Below are 17,613 nucleotides of genomic sequence, written 5' to 3'. Positions count from 1 at the left end.
CCCGCTTTGCTAACCAAGTTAAGGAAATGACGCGCCCCTAATCCGCGCCGTACAATGGCCAGTATGGGGGTGGTGCTATGCAAATGACGCAGGGATGGGGGTCTTGGTTGATTGACCTGGAAGTTCGGTGGCAACGCAATCGTCAGATCACGGCGATTCGTCAAACGTTGCGGCTGAGCTTCCCGTTTGTCCTGTTGGGGAGCCTCGCCCAGTTCGTTGATGAGGCCTGGCTCCAGACGAATGGCTACTACTACCAGACGCTGCACGTGGCCAAATGGCTGTTCCAACTGCGGGCCTTGCGCGAGTATCTACGGCTGATCAGTGCCGGGACACTGGGGTTGATGGCGATGTTCATGGCCTTTGGCGTGAGCTTTTATTTGGTCGCCCCCAGCACTGAGCGGATTGCCGACCGGTTATTGGCCGGAATCACGGCCGTCATCAGTTTAAAATTTTTCAACGTCAGTCGCGGGTCGGTCCTGAGCCTGCAACCCGTGAAATGGGTATCGACCAACCTGGGCTTGACCGGCATTCTCATGGGGCTACTGGTCGGCTTACTAGTCGGCAATACCTACCGGTGGGGACTGGCCCGGCAACAGCGCGCTGCGGACAGTCTCGGTGCCATGTTTGGCATCACCAGTAGTTGGGTGCTGGGTGCCGCGTTACTGGGCCTGTTGTGGATCAGTACGCAGACGGTCAGTCTCAATGCCGCCTTCGTCGGGCTGTTGCGGGCACCGCTCCAGTTGCCGCACTTTCTGTTGGGCTTACTAGGCGTCAGTGCTCTCACCAGCGTCTACCAGTGGCTGGGGGTCTTGGGACCCTTGACCATCAGCGGTCAGAGCATGATCACCACCCAAAACCTGGCCGCCGTCTTGGATCATCGTGGCTGGCAGGTGCCGCATCCCCTCACGCTACACACCATCGTCAACGTCTATGCCCAATTCGGCGGGAGCGGCATGTTGCTGGGGTTGTTGTTCGCCATCTTCTTGACCCGCGGCGCCTGCCGGCAGCAGCGCGTGGCGTGGTTGAGTCTGATTCCCACGCTGGGCAACGTGGGCGCACCACTGATGGTGGGCGTCCCCGTCGTGCTCAGTCCGCTCCTGGGGATTCCGCTGTTGTTGGCGCCATTAGCGACCATTAGTGTCAGCTGGCTTTGCGTGCGTCTGGCCTGGGTGCCGGCCGTGGCCTATCCGTTAGCGACTGGGACGCCGGGACCGTTGTTGGCCTATCTGGGTACGGGGGGCAGTTGGCCGGCGCTGTTGTTGGCGCTGGTCGATCTGGCCATCAGTACCGCCATTTATTACCCGTTCGTCAAATGGCATCGCTTGGCCCAGCTGAAAGAAGGAGGCGCGCACGATGAAGCCTAAATTTTGGGTCCTTTTGGGCCTGTTGTTGCTGGCGTGTCTGCCCGGTTTCTGGTGGCGGCCGCACCAAGAAGCGGTGGTTCGTGCCCAGTATCGCAGTGAGTTGGACCCCATCATCTTGGTACCAGGGTCTAGTGCGACGCAGAATCGGTTCAACGCGCTAGTCAAGGAACTCAACCATGAGACGAACACGACCCACAGCCTGTTGCGGGTGGAGGTCATGACCGATGGCACCTTGAAATACAGTGGCACGCTGGCTGCGGGGGATGATCACCCATTTATCGTGGTCGGCTTTCAGGACCGTCACGACGGCTACGCCAACATCGTCAAACAGGCCAAATGGTTCACGATTGCCTTTAAAAAATTGCAGGCCACGTACCATTTCAATCATTTCTCAGCTATGGGGCATTCGAATGGCGGGCTGGTCTTGACCCTCTTTATGGAAAATGACCTGGCCGCCACCCAGACGCACGCCGATAAACTCATGACGATTGCGGCGCCGTTCAACCTGGAGGAGGCTGACCCCGACGTGGACACGCCGATGTTTAAGCTACTCGAAGCCGGGCGTCAACGCCTGCCCAAAAATCTGGTCGTCTACTCGATCGCCGGTAGCAAGACCTTTACCGGCGATGGTATCGTGCCGTTTGACAGCGTTAACCGCGGCAAGTATCTGTTCCAAGACCAGGTCAAGGGTTTCACGCAGATCACGGTGACCGGCGCCAACGCCAACCACGCTGATCTGCCCGAAAACCAGCAAATCGTCGGCCTGATGCGACAAGATATCTTGCCGTAGGGACTGGTCTAGCAGGTATCTGTCTATACGCGAGACCGCACCCCCGAGAAAATTCCCGGGCGTTGTGGGGAAAACGGTTTATTTCACTAGCCGAGACGAGTAAACTAGAGTTACTAGGAAATTCATGGAGGCTAACAACGAATGATCAAGATGATTGCGCTCGATTTAGATGAGACGCTACTCAATACGGACAAAACCATTAGTGACGCCAACGCTGCTGCGCTACGGCGGTTGCACGACGCCGGGATCAAGGTGGTCTTGTGTACCGGTCGGCCCATCAATGCGATTTGGGGCTACCTCGAACAGCTGGGTTTGACGACCGCGGAGGACTACACGATTACCTTTAACGGGGCGCTCGTGATTCAAAACACGACTAAGGAAGCCCTGGCGCAAAGTGGCCTGAGTCGCAACGACTTCAAGCAGTTGCACGCCTTCGCCCACGAACACGGCTACCCCTTAGACGTGTTGGACTTTGAGCAGGTCTACCCCTTGTCAGATCTAACGCCATCGGTTTATCAACAAATGTTAAAGGCCCCGATGACCTTTACACCGACCGCTTTTGCCGACTTGCCGGACCATCTCTTCAGTAAGGCCGTCATGGCGACCGACCCGGCCACGTTAGACGCCGCGGTCGCCGCCTTGACGCCGGAAATGCACGCGCAATACCACGTGGTCCGGTCACAGCCCAAGATTTTGGAATTCTTGGCCGCCGACATGGATAAGGCGGTTGGGTTGGGCCAACTGTTGACGCATTTTGGCTGGGACTTCAGCAATCTGATGGCCTTTGGCGATGCCGAAAACGACCTGGGCATGATCAAGGCCGCCGGTGATGGCGTGGCGATGTTGAACGGGCAGCCGGCAATCAAGGCCGCTGCCAACCACATCACACCAAAAGTCAATAATGAGGCAGGAGTTGCGGCATATCTGCAACAAACCTTCGGCGAACGTCTAAGCTAAGAGAGCGGACACTTGCTATTTTGACGATGTAATGGCACTATTAAATGTGTATAGGATAAATCTTAAGGAGGATTATGGCATGAAACGTTTGATGGTTAAACTCGGATTGGTTGTACTGGCAGCAGGGACCCTGGGTGGGGTGGCTGCGCCAAGTGTGGCCAGCGCTAGCACCAAGAAGACACCGACCTTCACGAACACTGATTTGAAACGCTACTATAAGAACGCCAAGTCAAAGACAGCCTTTTACTTCAAGACCTATAAGTCCAACGGCAAGACGGGGACACTGCTGATTTTCGGTGATTTTAACGGCAACAACGCCAACGTCAAATATGGGGTGCCAACCTCCATTAAGCTTAACAAGACTGGCAAGACGTTGACGACGAAGTACAAGCTGATCGAATTCAAGACGACTGAAAACAAGACGACCACGTCACTGACTAAGAAGGCTTACACCTTCAAGCTGACGAAGAAGTCCAGCACCACCTTCAGTACCAAGGTCACCGGGTCCAAATTAAACCGGCGCCTGGCAACCAGTGGCAAGTCGGTCACCTACTCCAAGGTCAAGAAGAGCCCAGCTTCTGTTTACGCCAAGAAGTACGTCAAGCCAGCATTGCAAAAGAAGTACACCAAGATCTTTAATAGTTCCACGGAATTGACCGCTGCACAAAAGAAACAATACGCTACGCAATACACGAACAACGCGGTTAAGACCATGATCAATAACTTTAACTACAAGTCATAATTATAAAAAGACTGTCCCGCCGATGAAGTGGGGCAGTCTTTTACTGTAGCGCCACCAGCGCGGCCTGGAATCACTATGCAGGACACAATAAAACGCCGACTCACCAGTTAAGCGAGTCGGCGTTTTTACCGTGCATAAAATTACTTGTTGTTCTTGAATAGAGTTGTCAAGTAGTCCATGAAGACCTTGAGGTAACGGTCCTTGTCGACCATGACAGAAACCTTGACGTTGGTTGGTTCGTTCAAGCGGTTGTCGTCACCGATCGTCCGGCCATAAGTTTCCTTGTTGTAGTTTACGACCATGTTCAAGTCGATCGTCGTAACGAAGCTAGGGTCCAAAGCCACCCCAACAGCCAGTGGGTCATGCAATGCACAGCCACCCAGGTTGTCGTTGAATTGCTTGTAGGCTTCGATGTAGTAGTCTACGATGTCGGCAAATTTTTCACCGGCAACAGTCCCGAGGTCACGCCATTGTTGGGTTTCCTTCTTGGTCAAGAGGGTCCGCAGTGTGACATCCAAGCCGACCATCGTTGAGTGCAGTGGGCTGGTCAAAACGGCGTTGGCCGCTTCGGCATCTTGGTTGATGTTGGCTTCAGCAAATGGGGTAACGTTCCCAGGCATGGTCAAGGCACCACCCATGAAGGTCATGTTGCCGATTTCGTTGGCAATTTCTGGGGCCTTCTTCAAGGCAGCGGCCAGGTTGGTCATTGGGCCGGTTGGCACTAAGGTCAGGTCCTTGCCGTATTTGTGGGCAGCTTCGATTAAGAAATCAACACCGGATTCCTTTTCGAGTGGCCGCGTTGGTTCTGGCAGTTCCACTTCACCGATCCCGTTTTGACCGTGAATGTTTGCACTAACTTCCATCCGGTCGAAGTGATCAGAGGTTGAGGAGTGACTTTCGCCTAAGTATACGGGGATGTCGGTGTGGCCCAACAATTCCAAAATCTTCAACGCGTTCTTGCCGCCTTCTTCAACGACCACGTTGCCGTAAGAACCAACGATCCCGATTAAGTCAACATCAGGTGCACCTAATGCGTAAGCGATTGCAAGAGAATCGTCAATCCCAGTATCCAAGTCCAAAATCATTTTACGTTTTGCCATGATAAGAGTGTCTCCCCTTTGAGTAAAGTTTTAGGTTAAATTCCATCTTTAACTATAATGTAACTGGTTACATTTAGCAAGCTCACGTCGTCACCAAGTTGAAGCAAATAGCCGTTCACGGTAAAATGAAGAGGCTAACTGAGCGGTCAAATTGACCCCTCATGAGGCGCTCGGAAGGGCTTGAGTAAAGCGTTTTACGCACCCGTGTATCGCTGTTTAAATCGCTTACATCAGCCGTGATTGCCGTCATTAAAAAAATTTAAATTTTTTACACACCGGTGGCCGGCCCCCCCAGTTGGGACGGGTCACCGGGTCAAAGAGGGGGGCCAGCTATGGCCAAATCTGTTAATAAATTAGCGAAGAAACGCTTCGAGTATCACAACCATTTACTCGATGATGCGACGAAGGAAATGAATGAGTGGACAGGGGAGAACAAGGTGGTCGAGATTCACCTGTTCCAAATGTTCTCCGAGGTCTTCAAACACCACGACCTGGACGATGCCGAGGCGTTGTTTATCGTGGGCACGCGGGAAACCACGCCATCACTGGAAGCCGTCTCGGCGGCTCCGGTCAAGCCGTGGTTATTCTCGCGGGTCTTCGCGCTGCTGGGAGCCAGCTTCGTATTGCTGGCGATGCTATTTCTGGTCTTTCGCAGTAACAACGCCGTGCCGGGGATGATCTTCATCGGTTCGCTGACCGTGCCGTTTGCGTTGCTGATCATGTTCTTTGAGATCAACGTCTTTCGCAACATCTCAGTCTATCAATTAATGACGGTCTTTTTAGTTGGTGGCATCCTATCGCTGATTGCGACCATGATTCTCTACTCGTTGATTCCGTCCGGTAATGGGACCTCCTGGGAATCAGCGTTGATCGTTGGCTTCATCGAAGAGACCGCCAAGATGCTGGTGATTGCTTACTTCATCAACCGGTTCCACCTGAATTACATCTTTAATGGGCTGTTGGTGGGGGCGGCCATCGGGGCGGGGTTTGCCGTATTTGAAACGGCCGGCTACACCGGGCAATATGGTCTGGTCACGCTGTTGATGCGCAGCTGGCAGGCTATCGGCACCCACACGATTTGGTCCGCCATTATGGGCGCGGCGATTATTTTGGCCAAGGAACGCCATCAGCCGGTGACCGGGAGTAACATGGTCGCGCCGAAATTTCTGCGGTTCTACCTGCTGGCGATTGCCCTGCACGCCATCTGGGATTGGAACGCGCCGTTTGCCTTATTGGATATTTTATACCTGCAACAGTGGGTTCTGATTGCCGTGGGCTGGGTCGCCATCTTCGTGCTGATCAACGCCGGTTTGCGCGAGGCCCGAACGCTGCAAGGCCAACGCATTTTAAAGGCCACTCAGCTAGGCGGATAGAGATAGCGGATTAGCCGCACGTCTAGCGCCGGGTTTTCGTGGAGCAGGGAGTGTTGCGTGTCCCAGACGGGCCCGGAAATGGTCGCAAATTGGTAGCGGCCGACGTGCCCCGCGACCAGGTGGCGCAGTGGGGTGACGGTCTTTACGGGCACCTCGCTGTCGTTAGCGGTGCGGCCAATCACGCCAGCCAGGTTCAAAATCTGGAGCTGTGGGTAGTGGTCGCGCAACCGCGTGCGGCCGGGAAAGTCGGCACCCACCATAGCGATGCGCCGCACGGTCACCGGCGCCGGCGCGTGGTCGGCCAGGTAGTCGTAGGCAATCGTGCCGCCCGAGGAATGCCCGACCAAATTGACCCGCGTCACGCCATAACGCCGGTGGAGCTGGGTCAAGACGGTCGTCAGCTGACGGGCCTGCCGGTGCGGGTGGGTATTATCGGCGAAAATGACCGGGACCAGCGGATTGTTGGCCGCCACCCGCCGCCGTTGGTGCCAGTGCACGTGGCCGTTCCAGGAGACCCGCGCGGTCAGGGCAAAGGTGCCCACGTGGGGCCGGTCCAAGCTGGTCACCATGCTGCGCAGCGATAACCACGCGCCGTGGGTCCCCGGCAAAAAGAGGGTGGCCGTGCGCGTTTGCGGCACCCGCACCGACCGCAACACGGCCCAGCGGTCGTTCCACCACCCCCCGAAGCTTCCCAAGACTAAAAGTGTCGTTAACAATACGGTGAGTCCGCGACGGTGTTTCACAGTGGCCACCTCCCAAACAAGATTGGAGCAGATCAAATGACAGAGACTTATGATATTACGATTATTGGTGGCGGCCCGGCCGGGATGTTCGCCGCCTTTTACGCCGGCATGAACAACGCCAAGACTCAGCTGGTCGAAAGCCTCGCTGAACTCGGCGGTCAGGTCAACGCCTTGTATCCAGAGAAAACGATTCTAGACGTCGCTGGTTTTCCGGCCGTCAGTGGCCGAGACCTGATTGCGAACCAGCAACGGCAACTGGACCAATTTCCGTTGACCATCAAGACGGGCCAAGCGGTCACCAACGTCACGGCTACTGATGACGGATTTGCCATCACCACCGCGGCCGGGACGACGCAGAGCCGCGCCGTGATCATTGCGGTCGGCAACGGTGCCTTTACCCCCCGAAAACTCAATGTGAACAACGTCGCTGACTTTGAAGACAGTCACCTATTTTACAGCGTCCGCGACCTGGACCATTTCCGCGGCCACGACGTCATGGTGGCCGGCGGGGGCGACGCGGCCATCGACCAGGCCTTGATGTTGGAGAAGGTGGCTAAATCGGTCACGCTGCTGCACCGCCGCGACCAATTCCGAGGCTTACCGCACATGGTCGACCTGTTGCGGGCCTCCTCGGTGACCGTGCAGACGCCGTTTTTGATTCGCGACCTGCAGGCAACCAACGATGACCGCTTAGCCGTGACCTTGAAACAAGTCGGTTCGTCAGCTGAAATGGCTCAAGCGACGGTCGATGATTTGGTCGTCAGCTACGGCTTTACGGCGGACCACCACGTGTTAGATGCCTGGGACGTTGACTTGGCGGAGAATCACCGGCTGATTGCGGTGGATTCGACCATGGCCACCAGCGTGCCCGGCATCTACGCGATTGGCGACGGCGTTAGCTATCCAGGCAAACAGCCGCTGATTGCGACGGGGTATGGTGAGGCGCCGGTAGCGGTGCGCGACATCATGATGCGCTACTTCCCGGACCGCCGCGGCCCCGTCCACAGCACCTCACTGTCCGACCAACACTAAGTTGGTGGACGGTGGGGCGACAGTGGATGAGGCTGGCCGCCTTGCCGTTGCGCGAAAGTCTAGGCTGGAGCGCTGGGGGAGGACGGCCTGAGCCAAAGCCCGGTCTCAGTCCTTGCTTTGAGCCGGAAAGCACGTCTCAAAGTCACCAATTTGCCAGCAAAGCCCACTGGCAAATTCCCCGGCTGAGCCTAGATTTCGCTTCACTCTCGGCTACGACTGGTGGGTGACCATTACCAGTTGTGTTGGTCAGCCAGTAGTGTACTGGTCGTCTGCCGTAATGGTGGACAGGCAGGGGTGGCTGGAGCTGGCCGCCGTGCCGTTACGCGAAATTAACGCCGGAACGCGGTGGCGGACAGGCCGAGCCAAAGGGCGGTCTCGACCTTCGCTTTGGGCCGAAGCCCGCGTCTCAAAGACGCCGTTCCCTAACCGGCAAAGGGCACCGCTAAGTGAATCCCACGGCTGAGCGCTGTTTCGCTCCACTCTCGGCTACGATTAGTAGTTGAACGCCACTACTCGTGTTGGTCAGCCAGTAGGGCTGCTTATCCGGAGATTCGTGGATAAGCGTAGCGGTTGACTGGTACTGCCGATGAAGGCGACAGCCAACAACACTAATTCACCAATCTATCCATCTCTAACAATAGAAGTTTTTCTTACAAACGCAAAGAAGCTGTTCGGCCAATCGTTAAGATTGAACGGACAGCTTCTTTATTAATTTAGTAATCGATGTCGTGGTGACGGATGCAATGTTTGTGCGCAAAGTTACTTCCCGCTAGTGTCATCCTGGTTGGTAATCTTGATTCGGTTGGAATCAGTCGTCTTGTGGCCCAGCTCAGGCGCATCCGTCTTGTAGAACGGTTGCGTGGACTTGTCGCCATTGCGGGAGAAGAGGCTGGTTGATTTCAGACCTAACTTCTTCTCGATCTTTTCTTCTTTTTGCAGCCCATCGGAATAGTTGTAATCGGACGGGTCGACGGCCTTGAAGCCCTTGGGATGGTAGAAGCGCAACAGGTTCTTTTGGTTCAGCGAATCGGAATCGCTGAGCCCCTGATTGACGTGCTTTTGCATGGCGTTGATCAGTTTTTGTTGCTGCTTGGTTGGGTGAATCTCCTCTTGGGTCTTGTTGCTGTAAACTGTACCGTCGATTGACGTGTACTCGGGGCTGACCCAATCGCGGTTACGGAACGCCACGACCGGGTTGTGGGCCTTGGAGAACAGGTCGGTCCCGAACTGGATGTACTTCTTGGTGCTCATGCCCATCAGGTGCATCAGCGTCGGCAGCACGTCGATTTCGCCGCCATAGGTGTGTTCGACCTTGCCCTTCTTGTAGCCGGGCATGTTAAACATTAGCGGTACCCGTTGGAGCTGGGCATTGTCGTAGTCGTTCCAGTCATCCGGATTGACGCCGAGCAGTTTGGCCAGGCTCTTGTTCGAGGAATTGGAAATGCCGTAGTGGTCCCCGTAGATCATGACCAGCGAATTCTTGGCCAGCCCGGATTTCTTCAAGTAGGCGTAAAATTCCTTGATGGATTGGTCGAGGTAGTGGGCGGTCTTGAAGTAGTTGTCGACCGTCTTATCCCCGGTATTAGGCGTCTTGAAGCTGGAATCTTCGCTGTCTAGGGTGAACGGGAAGTGGTTGGTGACGGTCAGGTATTTCACGTAAAATGGCTGCTGGAGATGCTGCAGGTATTTCACGGAATCGTTGAACAACAGCTTGTCCTTGAGGCCGTAGCCCAGCGACTTGTCTCCAGACGTGTCGTAGTAGCTGGCGTCGAAGAAGTACTGGTAGCCCAGGTTCTTGTAGGTGCTACTACGGTTCCAGAAGCTGGCGACGTTGCCGTGGAAGACCGCGGTGCTGTAGCCAGCCTGATCAAAGATGGCGGGCGCCGCTTGGAAGGTGTTGTCATTGCCCAGTTGGGTGAACAGCGAGCCTTGCGACAGGCCGTACGTCCCGGTCTCCAGCATGGTCTCGGCATCGGACGTCTTGCCTTGGCCGACCTCATGGAAGAAGTTGTCGAAGCTGTAGGTCGATTTGCTCTTGTACAGCTTGTTCAAAAATGGCGTGACCTCTTGGCCGTTGATCTTCTTATTGATCAGAAATTGTTGGAAACTCTCCAGGTGAATGATGATGACGTTTTTGCCCTTTGCCACCCCGTAGAGCTTCTTGTTCGGCGCGGCATAATTTTTGTGGACGTATTTTAAAATACCACTGAGCTCGGACTTCTTGGCGTGCGAGCGCAATTCACTGGTGTGCTGCGACTTGATGCCGTCGTACACGGTGAAGGCGTCCAGCCCCAGGTACTTGACCACGTAGGTGCGATCAAAGGTCCGCGTCAACAGTTGCGGCCGGTCCATTTCGCCCATGGTCAGGTTGACCGTGAAGAGCAATAGGGCGCTCGACGTGACGGCCAGCCCGACGCGCTTGTTTAGTGGTCGTGGGTCGATGTAGATGCGCCGCGTGGCCATCAAGACCAGCACCACCACGAGATCCAGCCAATACAGAATGTCGTGCGGCGAGGTCAGGGCCAGCGAGCTCCCCGACAGTCCCTGGTCGACCTTAGAGTAGCCCAGCATCGTACTAACGGTCATGAAGTCCGTGAATTCCCGGAAGTAAATGACGTTGATGTACAGCAACAGGGTGTTCAGGATGTCAATCAGAAATAAAAACGGGTAGAAGAAGCGGGCGCGTTTGAAGTATAGCGCCAACCCGAAGAGCAGGATGGTCGTTGCTAGGGGATTCAAGAGCAGGATCAGGAATTGAAACGGGTCGCTGAGTCCTAGCTTGAAGTCGACGAAATAGGCGACCAAGGTCTTCAGCCAAAACAAGACGACCATCAGGGTGACAAAGCCCATCCGGGTCCCAGTTCTGGCCCATATTTTTTTGAAACGTTCCACGTTCGTTCGCTCCTTCTGTGCAGATAAAGTAGTCTCATTTTACCATAGATCCAGCCATGATGGTGATCGGGGCTGGTGGGGCAGTCAGATGACGGGACAATTGGTTTCTACTATTATAGAAACACGTCCGCTGACCGGGTAAAAAATCCCGTATTTGCCTAATGGTAGCAAACTTTGGCAGTCACGACGGGGTTTTCTTAGAAGTTTAGGAAAACTTTAAGTCAGGCTGGAAAATTGTAACCGCTATCGCAGTATCTTTGGTACACTAGAGGTATATTCAGATGAAAGGTGTGACTAGATTATGACGAAACAACTCACGCTGTACGTGGTCCGTCACGGGCAAACGTATTTTAACATCTACAATAAACTTCAAGGCTGGAGTAATTCACCCCTGACCGAAGCGGGTATCGCGGATGCGGAAGGGGCCGGCAAACGGCTCGCAGACGTGCAATTTGCGGCAGCCTACTGCAGTGACACGACCCGCGCGGAACAGACGGCTAAGACCATTTTAGCTGCCAACCATTCCCAACCGGCCGCGCAGTTGACCACGGCGTCTTTCTTTAGAGAAGAGTTCTACGGTTATTACGAAGGCACGGACATGGCCCAGGCCTGGTACGTCGCCGGCGCGCCACATGGGGTGCCTTCATTTAAGGCGATTGAAGAAAAATACTCGATTGGCAAGGCCAAGGACTTCTTGAAGGAAGCCGACCCGTTTCGTCAAGCCGAAAACAACGATGAATACTGGGCGCGGGTGGACCAAGGCTTTGACCTGATCCGCCACAACCCAGACCTCAACGACGGCGACAACGTCTTGATGATCAGTCACGGCAATACGCTGCTGAGCCTGATGGAACGCTACGGTCAAGGCAAGTACGATCTCAGCGTGCGGCCCGCCAATGGTAGTGTGACCAAATTATTATTAACGCCTGATGATATTCAGGTATTAAGCTACAACCAAAAAGATTAAGCGAGGATGGTTTGATGGAAATTAGAATGGCTTGGGGTAAATTGAATCCGGTCTTTAAGGATGCCCTGCAGATGCGTAAGGATGTTTTTATTGAAGAGCAGGGGATTGACCCGAAAGTAGAGTTGGACGGGACCGACGAGGATAAGATGCACTACGTTGGCTATGTGGATGATGAACCTGTCACCACGGCTAGAATTGACATGCTGGCCGGCAACCGGGTAAAAATCCAGCGGGTGGCTACGGTCGCTGACCAACGCAAGCACGGCTACGCAGCGGAATTGATCAAGCAAATCATCAAGGACGCCAAGAAGTCAGACGTGGCTCACGTCGAGCTGGATGCCCAGCTAACGGCCATGGATTTCTACAAAGAACTCGGCTTTGAACCCATCGGCGAACCGTTTGAAGAAGCTGGGATTCAGCATCAGACGGTGCGGTATGCGGGGAAATAAGTTAGCTATATTGTAAAGAGGAGGGCGGAAGCGGTTGCCTTGTGGCGCACGTTTCAGCTAGGTAAAGGTGAAGGAGTCTGGGAGGTTTGTCCCAGGCTCCTTTTTGCACACAAAAAAACACGCTACCACCGGCCTCTAGCCAGTGCGTAACGTGTCACATTTTTTACGTTCAGATGAATTCATGAGGTGTTTACTGAACGGGTTACCGGTTAATTAATCAGCGTTGTCAGCGTTAGACGTGTTTACCCGGGCGTAACCAACAGCGTGCCACCATGGCGCGTGAACGGCTTCGCGAACGACCCCGCGGTTTTGGGCGTCGATCATCTTGCCCTTACCGATGTACATCCCGACGTGGGAGATGGAGTAGGCACTACCACCGAAGAAGACCAAATCACCCTTCTTGATGTTCTTGTAGCTGACGTGCTTGTAAGCATTGTATTGGGCTTGTGCAGTCCGTGGTAAAGTAACGCTGGCACCCTTCTTGTAGATGTAGCTGGTAAAGCCAGAGCAGTCAAATGCAGAAGGACCAGTGGCACCGTAAACGTAACGGGCACCTAAGTGTGACTTGGCCACCTTGTAGATGGACGTGAAGTCACTCTTGGTAGCGGCCGAAGCGGTCGTGGTGTTGCTAGCATTAAAAGCGAAAAAGCCAACGAAAACTAAAGCACTTGCTGCGATTGTTTTAATAAATTTTTTCATCCTAATAAACACCCCTCATGAATTTTACAAGTTCTAGAATAGCAATGTAATATGACAAACATGTAACAAGCCAGTTGCAGAGCTGTTAAATGTCTTAAACAAATCATTACTTTTGCCCACAAATGAGTGATTGGGGGGTAAAATTTGCTATTAGCTCACATTATTGGTAACTTAGTTTACATAAGCGTTAAGGGGAGGAACTGAGTAAATGGCACAATTTTCAAATGAAGCGCGGCAATATTTCGATGTTCAACGCCTAGTCTTTCGCATCGGGGAGCTGGCGTCCATGACAGAAGTCTCAGCGCGGCAGTTGCGGTACTGGGAAAAGAAGGGGTTGATCTCCGCCCGTGAACGTGACGACGGCCAACAGGCGCGCGTGTACACGTTTAAGACGTTCGTGCGGGTCACACTGATCAAGTATTTCTTGGATGAGGGCTTCACTTTAGCTGGCGCCGCCAAACAGGCGGATAAGCGCCAGGACCGGATGAAATACATTCACCACTTTGTGACGGCGGGGCTGAAGGGCTTTGCCAAGGTCGACGGGGAACTGGCCTTGAATCTGGGTGCCTTTGATGCCGAGCAAACGCTGCTGGCCATTGTGCCGGATGAGGGGCCGATTCGCTACCGGTTATTGCCCAACGCGGAGGCCCAGCGGCTGGTACAGGCGGAGCCGGAATGATGGAGAATAATCTTCATGTTTAATTGGTCGCTCAATGATATACTTACAAGGATAGGGAGGGACGGCAATGGCTTGGAATAGTGAGAAGTCTGAGGATGAGTTAACCAAATGGTTCACACCCAGTAAACCGGCTACCAAAAATTATGTTGGGCGTGGTACTTTGGATAAGACGATTTTCCGTGAGTTTTCGCAGCAAGGGAGACAAGTACTGGTTTTTGGACCAACTGGTGCTGGTAAGACAAGTATGGTCCTTGATAATTTAGCGAAACTAAAAGATAAATACAAAACGGAAAGTATCAGAGTTACCATGACGAATAAAACGACTACCCAAAGCTTTATTGCCGATGTGGCAAATGAGTTGCAACTGATGCATCATGTTCAGGATATTGAGATGAACGAGACCAGTCAAAAAGCCGAGGGCGGCGTGACTGGTTGGGGCTGGTTGGCAGCCAAGTTTAGCAGACAAGATAGAGGTTCTCTGCAAGAAACGTCAGAGCAGTATTCAGGAACTGATGACTTTGCTATTCTGGAGAAAACTTTGTTTGAGCGTAATATGGTTCTGGTTGTTGATGATATGGAGAACTTGACTGATAACGCTAGTGACCTACGCATCAGATTGGCAGAAATTGCTAAGAATATGTCTGATGATGCTGTAAATTATGAAAAGTCATATGCTAAGATTGTCTTCGTTGGCATTGCCAGCACCGCTGAACAATTGTGGAAAGATGTTCAGTCGCTAAAGAGTAGATTAGCAACGATATCTGTTCCGTATTTGAACTCAGATGAGAGTAAGATGATTATAAAAACTGGCTGGGATAAGGCTAAATTAGCGAGTTCAGAAAAACAGGTTAAAAAAACCGTTTTTATTTCCAGTGGAATTGGTAAAGTTGTTCATGAGTTGGGGCAAAAGACTGGTTATGCAGCTATTGATAATCATAGTCAGATTATCAAGGACGAGTATATTGATGACGCAATCCAGGGAATCTTTGAGGTTAATGAACTGGAATATGAGTCAAAAATGAATAAGGCAAAAAATAAGACAAGTACCAAAACAACGGTCAGAAACTATGTTTTATACGTAATGGCAAACGATGATCGGATGACAATGACTGTCCAGGATATTTTAAAGGCAGTGAACGAAATCCGTAATAATCCTCAAGAAAAGACCAGTCCAATCAGTACTGCTTTAACGCAACTGAAGAGTTCTAGTCTTGGTATTGTCGAAAATGAAGGTCGTAATTCTTGGCGATTTGTCGATCCAATGTTTAAGGCTTATGTTCGGGAACATAAAGATGAACTATTACTAAAGAAATCTGAATAAGTCGGGTACAAACAGTCATTTCCCAATCCGAAATGGCTATTTTTTTGCCCTATTGCATGTATCGGCCAGATAGATTATACTAGGCAAGCAGAAAAGAGGGAACAGTGTGTACGAATTATTTGTGTTAGGGCAACTGATGGACCACGATATGGCGGGCTATCAGCTGCGTAAGGCCCTGGTCACCGTGGTCGGGCAGGAACAGACCGTCAGTTACGGCGTGCTGTACCCGCTGCTGGACCGGTTGAATCGGGCCGGTGATATTGTCTTGGCTAGCGGCGCGGGCTCGCGGTCCAAACGTGCGGCCACGTTGACTGCCCAGGGGCGCGCGCATTTTCAACGGCTAGTCTTACGACCGGTCACCATCAACAAGCAAGCGCAACTGGCCTTTCAGATTAAATGTAATTTTTTACATCTTCTCGACGCGGCGGGGCAACAGACCGTGTTACGCGACTTCCAGGCCTTTAGTCAGGCGCAACTGGTCAATTTAGCGGCGGTCCGGGCGTATTTAACGGACCACCCCCGAATGGTCCCACTGGATGTCGTCGATGCCCTGGGCGTCAATGAGTTACAACAATTACGGGCGCAGGCGCAGGCCGACTGGATCGCCGCTCGCCTGGCAGATTTGGATAAGGGAGCGAATTTGAAATGAACGTTAAAACCTTTGCGGATGATCCGCAGATTCAAAAGCACCGCTGGTGGATCCTGGTGGCCGTGTGCCTCTTCACCTTCATGTCGACGCTGGATGCCAGCATCGTCAATATTGCGCTGCCCGTCATGAGTCGTGACCTGCACATCCCCATGAACCAAGCGGAGTGGGTCGTGTCGATCTACTTGATCGTCATCTGTGCCTTGCTGCTGGTCTTCGGTAAGCTGGGGGATACGCGCGGCAAGATTCGCATCTTTAAAATGGGCTCGGTCCTGTTCATTCTGGGTTCCCTGATGTGTGGGTTCAGCGCGGGCCTGGCCTTCCTGTTGGTCGCGCGGGCACTTCAAGCCGTGGGAGCCGCCATGACCATGGCCACCAACAACGGCATCATCACCGAAGTCTTTCCGTTCAGTGAACGGGGACGGGCGCTGGGGATGATTGGGTCCTTCGTGGCCCTCGGCAGCATTGCCGGACCCGGTGTCGGCGGTCTCATCTTGGCCCACCTCCATTGGGGCTACATCTTCTGGATCAACGTGCCGGTCGGGGTGGTGGCTTGGTTCATCGGCCAACGCATCCTGCCGCGCGACATCACGGTGACCCGCGTGCCCATCGACCGGGCGGGGGCCAGCTTATTTGCCGTCATCATGGTCAGTCTGTTTGCCGCGGTCTTTATCGGCCAAGAAATCGGCTTCACGCAACCTCTCATCTTGGGGCTGTTCGTCATCGGCATCGTGGCTTTGGTGGTCTTTGTCCGATTGGAGTTGCGGGTGGACGATCCGATCTTAGCGTTGCAATTATTTAAAAATAAGCGCTTCAGCATTAGTATTCTCTGTGCCTTTCTCATCTTCGTGGCCAACTTCTTCTTCAACGTGATTGCGCCGTTCTACCTGGAAAATGCCCGGGGGATGGCGGCCAATTACGCCGGCTACGCGCTGATGACTTTTCCCATCGTCCAAGTCGTCGTGGCGCCGATTGCCGGGACGGTGTCCGATAAAATTGGGCCGGAACTCCTGACGTTTATCGGGCTGGTCCTCATCTCCATCAGTCAGGTCGGCTACATGTTGGCCAACCTGGGCACGCCGCTGTGGATCTTCATGTTTTTCATCGGTCTGGTCGGCCTGGGAAACGGCATCTTCATGTCGCCTAACAACTCGATCGTCATGAGTTCCGTGCCGGTCCAAAACCTGGGTGTCGCGGGCGGTATCAACGCCTTAGCCCGGGAGCTGGGCATGATTATCGGTATCTCCATTGCGACCACGGTCCTGTTCAGCGCCATGAGTCACTACGCCGGGCGCCGGGTCACGGCGTACCTGCCGGCGCATCCGGAGATCTTTATCACCGGCATGCGCGTGGCCTTTATGGTCTCGTTGGCCATTTGTCTGGTGGCCACGGTCATCACGGGCTGGCGGCTTTTCCGCCGTCCAGCCCGGAGTTAACCCTGGGCGTGGTGGAGCCAGCTGTCTCAGCCTACAGCGCGGGACGACTTGAGAGACTGGCGGGTTTTGCCAGGCTCTCAAGCGAACCAGAAGCCCGCTTCTCAGGCTGGAGGTGTTTCCCAGAGCAGGCGAAATCCCGGCTGTCGTAGGTGCCTGGTTTCCTCAGCTTTAGGTGTCAGAACACCACTGCTCTGGTAATCTACGCGTCAATGCTACTTTCAACCCTTTTTAGACCCACGCAAAACGACTGCAGCTTCGGTGAGTAACCGGCGTGCAGTCGTTTTTAGTCTGCCGTGATCGGGGCCTGAGCGGGGCTGTGGCGCGTCCTAACTGGCGGGGGATAACTTATTTAATTGCCTGGTACATACGCTGAGGCAGTGGGGAAGGACGCTTGAAGTAGCGCAAACAAAAAAGCCACCGACC

Annotated in this window: 16 protein-coding genes; 12 read left to right on the top strand and 4 right to left on the bottom strand. The window is 53.6% G+C overall.

The genetic code is table 11. The features are described from left to right. Positions 1–77: 77 nt before the first annotated feature. The 4 genes from EGT51_RS00285 to EGT51_RS00270 all read left to right on the top strand — a co-directional run bounded on the left by EGT51_RS00285 (position 78) and on the right by EGT51_RS00270 (position 3,853). Positions 78–1,364: a PTS transporter subunit EIIC gene (locus EGT51_RS00285; protein WP_135366806.1), complete on the top strand. Its 1,287-nt coding sequence runs from the start codon at positions 78–80 to the stop codon at positions 1,362–1,364. Continuing rightward, positions 1,354–2,154: an alpha/beta hydrolase gene (locus EGT51_RS00280; protein ID WP_135366805.1), complete on the top strand. Its 801-nt coding sequence runs from the start codon at positions 1,354–1,356 to the stop codon at positions 2,152–2,154. The genes EGT51_RS00285 and EGT51_RS00280 overlap by 11 nt, the downstream gene beginning before the upstream one ends. 141 nt (positions 2,155–2,295) lie before the next feature. Then, a complete protein-coding gene (locus EGT51_RS00275; RefSeq protein WP_135366804.1) occupies positions 2,296–3,111 on the top strand; it encodes a Cof-type HAD-IIB family hydrolase in 816 nt (271 codons plus the stop codon). A gap of 79 nt (positions 3,112–3,190) precedes the next feature. Further along, positions 3,191–3,853: a hypothetical protein gene (locus EGT51_RS00270; RefSeq protein ID WP_135366803.1), complete on the top strand. Its 663-nt coding sequence runs from the start codon at positions 3,191–3,193 to the stop codon at positions 3,851–3,853. Positions 3,854–3,993: 140 nt separating this feature from the next. Here the strand turns inward: EGT51_RS00270 and EGT51_RS00265 are convergent, their stop codons facing one another. Then, positions 3,994–4,953 (bottom strand): nucleoside hydrolase, encoded by a 960-nt coding sequence (locus EGT51_RS00265; RefSeq protein ID WP_135366802.1) that lies wholly within the window; start codon positions 4,951–4,953, stop codon positions 3,994–3,996. Positions 4,954–5,285: 332 nt separating this feature from the next. Between EGT51_RS00265 and EGT51_RS00260 the strand changes: the two genes are divergently transcribed. Then, positions 5,286–6,326 (top strand): PrsW family intramembrane metalloprotease, encoded by a 1,041-nt coding sequence (locus EGT51_RS00260; protein WP_135366801.1) that lies wholly within the window; start codon positions 5,286–5,288, stop codon positions 6,324–6,326. Here the strand turns inward: EGT51_RS00260 and EGT51_RS00255 are convergent. Beyond that, positions 6,311–7,069: an alpha/beta fold hydrolase gene (locus EGT51_RS00255; protein ID WP_135366800.1), complete on the bottom strand. Its 759-nt coding sequence runs from the start codon at positions 7,067–7,069 to the stop codon at positions 6,311–6,313. The genes EGT51_RS00260 and EGT51_RS00255 overlap by 16 nt on opposite strands. A gap of 36 nt (positions 7,070–7,105) precedes the next feature. On the opposite strand from EGT51_RS00255, the gene EGT51_RS00250 reads away from it, so the two are divergent. After that, positions 7,106–8,101 (top strand): NAD(P)/FAD-dependent oxidoreductase, encoded by a 996-nt coding sequence (locus tag EGT51_RS00250; RefSeq protein WP_135366799.1) that lies wholly within the window; start codon positions 7,106–7,108, stop codon positions 8,099–8,101. Positions 8,102–8,860: 759 nt separating this feature from the next. Here EGT51_RS00250 and EGT51_RS00245 read toward each other — a convergent pair. After that, entirely contained in the window at positions 8,861–10,951 is a 2,091-nt protein-coding gene (locus tag EGT51_RS00245; protein WP_135367052.1) for an LTA synthase family protein, read from the bottom strand. Between the two features lie 343 nt (positions 10,952–11,294). Here EGT51_RS00245 and EGT51_RS00240 point away from each other — a divergent pair, with 343 nt between their 5' ends. Beyond that, on the top strand, positions 11,295–11,960 hold the full coding sequence (locus EGT51_RS00240) for a histidine phosphatase family protein (protein ID WP_135366798.1): 666 nt from the start codon (positions 11,295–11,297) through the stop codon (positions 11,958–11,960). Positions 11,961–11,974: 14 nt separating this feature from the next. Then, on the top strand, positions 11,975–12,409 hold the full coding sequence (locus EGT51_RS00235; protein ID WP_135366797.1) for a GNAT family N-acetyltransferase: 435 nt from the start codon (positions 11,975–11,977) through the stop codon (positions 12,407–12,409). A gap of 213 nt (positions 12,410–12,622) precedes the next feature. Here the strand turns inward: EGT51_RS00235 and EGT51_RS00230 are convergent, their stop codons facing one another. Continuing rightward, positions 12,623–13,108, bottom strand: a complete 486-nt coding sequence (locus EGT51_RS00230; RefSeq protein ID WP_135366796.1) for a C40 family peptidase — start codon at positions 13,106–13,108, stop codon at positions 12,623–12,625. Positions 13,109–13,316: 208 nt separating this feature from the next. Here EGT51_RS00230 and EGT51_RS00225 point away from each other — a divergent pair, with 208 nt between their 5' ends. The 4 genes from EGT51_RS00225 to EGT51_RS00210 all read left to right on the top strand — a co-directional run bounded on the left by EGT51_RS00225 (position 13,317) and on the right by EGT51_RS00210 (position 17,190). Beyond that, complete coding sequence (locus EGT51_RS00225; protein WP_135366795.1) at positions 13,317–13,787, top strand: MerR family transcriptional regulator; 471 nt, start codon at positions 13,317–13,319, stop codon at positions 13,785–13,787. A gap of 67 nt (positions 13,788–13,854) precedes the next feature. Beyond that, positions 13,855–15,108 carry an ATP-binding protein gene (locus tag EGT51_RS00220; RefSeq protein ID WP_135366794.1) on the top strand — a complete coding sequence of 418 codons (1,254 nt, stop codon included), beginning with the start codon at positions 13,855–13,857 and terminating at the stop codon, positions 15,106–15,108. A 106-nt stretch (positions 15,109–15,214) separates the two neighbouring features. Then, positions 15,215–15,757 carry a PadR family transcriptional regulator gene (locus EGT51_RS00215; protein ID WP_135366793.1) on the top strand — a complete coding sequence of 181 codons (543 nt, stop codon included), beginning with the start codon at positions 15,215–15,217 and terminating at the stop codon, positions 15,755–15,757. Beyond that, on the top strand, positions 15,754–17,190 hold the full coding sequence (locus tag EGT51_RS00210) for an MFS transporter (protein WP_135366792.1): 1,437 nt from the start codon (positions 15,754–15,756) through the stop codon (positions 17,188–17,190). Before EGT51_RS00215 ends, EGT51_RS00210 begins: the two co-directional genes overlap by 4 nt. The last annotated feature ends 423 nt before the right edge of the window (positions 17,191–17,613 follow it).

The organism is Levilactobacillus suantsaiihabitans, from assembly GCF_004745505.1.
GTDB classification, from domain to species: Bacteria; Bacillota; Bacilli; order Lactobacillales; family Lactobacillaceae; genus Levilactobacillus; species Levilactobacillus suantsaiihabitans.
This window is presented reverse-complemented; position numbering and strand designations above follow the sequence as displayed.

Excerpts from the sequence above, each read along its gene's own strand:
- EGT51_RS00275 (WP_135366804.1), top strand. The coding sequence starts at position 2,296 with ATGATCAAGATGATTGCGCTCGATTTAGATGAGACGCTACTCAATACG.
- EGT51_RS00235 (WP_135366797.1), top strand. The coding sequence starts at position 11,975 with ATGGAAATTAGAATGGCTTGGGGTAAATTGAATCCGGTCTTTAAGGAT.
- EGT51_RS00270 (WP_135366803.1), top strand. The coding sequence starts at position 3,191 with ATGAAACGTTTGATGGTTAAACTCGGATTGGTTGTACTGGCAGCAGGG.
- EGT51_RS00265 (WP_135366802.1), bottom strand. The coding sequence starts at position 4,953 with ATGGCAAAACGTAAAATGATTTTGGACTTGGATACTGGGATTGACGAT.
- EGT51_RS00230 (WP_135366796.1), bottom strand. The coding sequence starts at position 13,108 with ATGAAAAAATTTATTAAAACAATCGCAGCAAGTGCTTTAGTTTTCGTT.
- EGT51_RS00285 (WP_135366806.1), top strand. The coding sequence starts at position 78 with ATGCAAATGACGCAGGGATGGGGGTCTTGGTTGATTGACCTGGAAGTT.
- EGT51_RS00210 (WP_135366792.1), top strand. The coding sequence starts at position 15,754 with ATGAACGTTAAAACCTTTGCGGATGATCCGCAGATTCAAAAGCACCGC.
- EGT51_RS00225 (WP_135366795.1), top strand. The coding sequence starts at position 13,317 with ATGGCACAATTTTCAAATGAAGCGCGGCAATATTTCGATGTTCAACGC.
- EGT51_RS00220 (WP_135366794.1), top strand. The coding sequence starts at position 13,855 with ATGGCTTGGAATAGTGAGAAGTCTGAGGATGAGTTAACCAAATGGTTC.
- EGT51_RS00245 (WP_135367052.1), bottom strand. The coding sequence starts at position 10,951 with ATGGGCTTTGTCACCCTGATGGTCGTCTTGTTTTGGCTGAAGACCTTG.
- EGT51_RS00260 (WP_135366801.1), top strand. The coding sequence starts at position 5,286 with ATGGCCAAATCTGTTAATAAATTAGCGAAGAAACGCTTCGAGTATCAC.
- EGT51_RS00280 (WP_135366805.1), top strand. The coding sequence starts at position 1,354 with ATGAAGCCTAAATTTTGGGTCCTTTTGGGCCTGTTGTTGCTGGCGTGT.
- EGT51_RS00240 (WP_135366798.1), top strand. The coding sequence starts at position 11,295 with ATGACGAAACAACTCACGCTGTACGTGGTCCGTCACGGGCAAACGTAT.
- EGT51_RS00250 (WP_135366799.1), top strand. The coding sequence starts at position 7,106 with ATGACAGAGACTTATGATATTACGATTATTGGTGGCGGCCCGGCCGGG.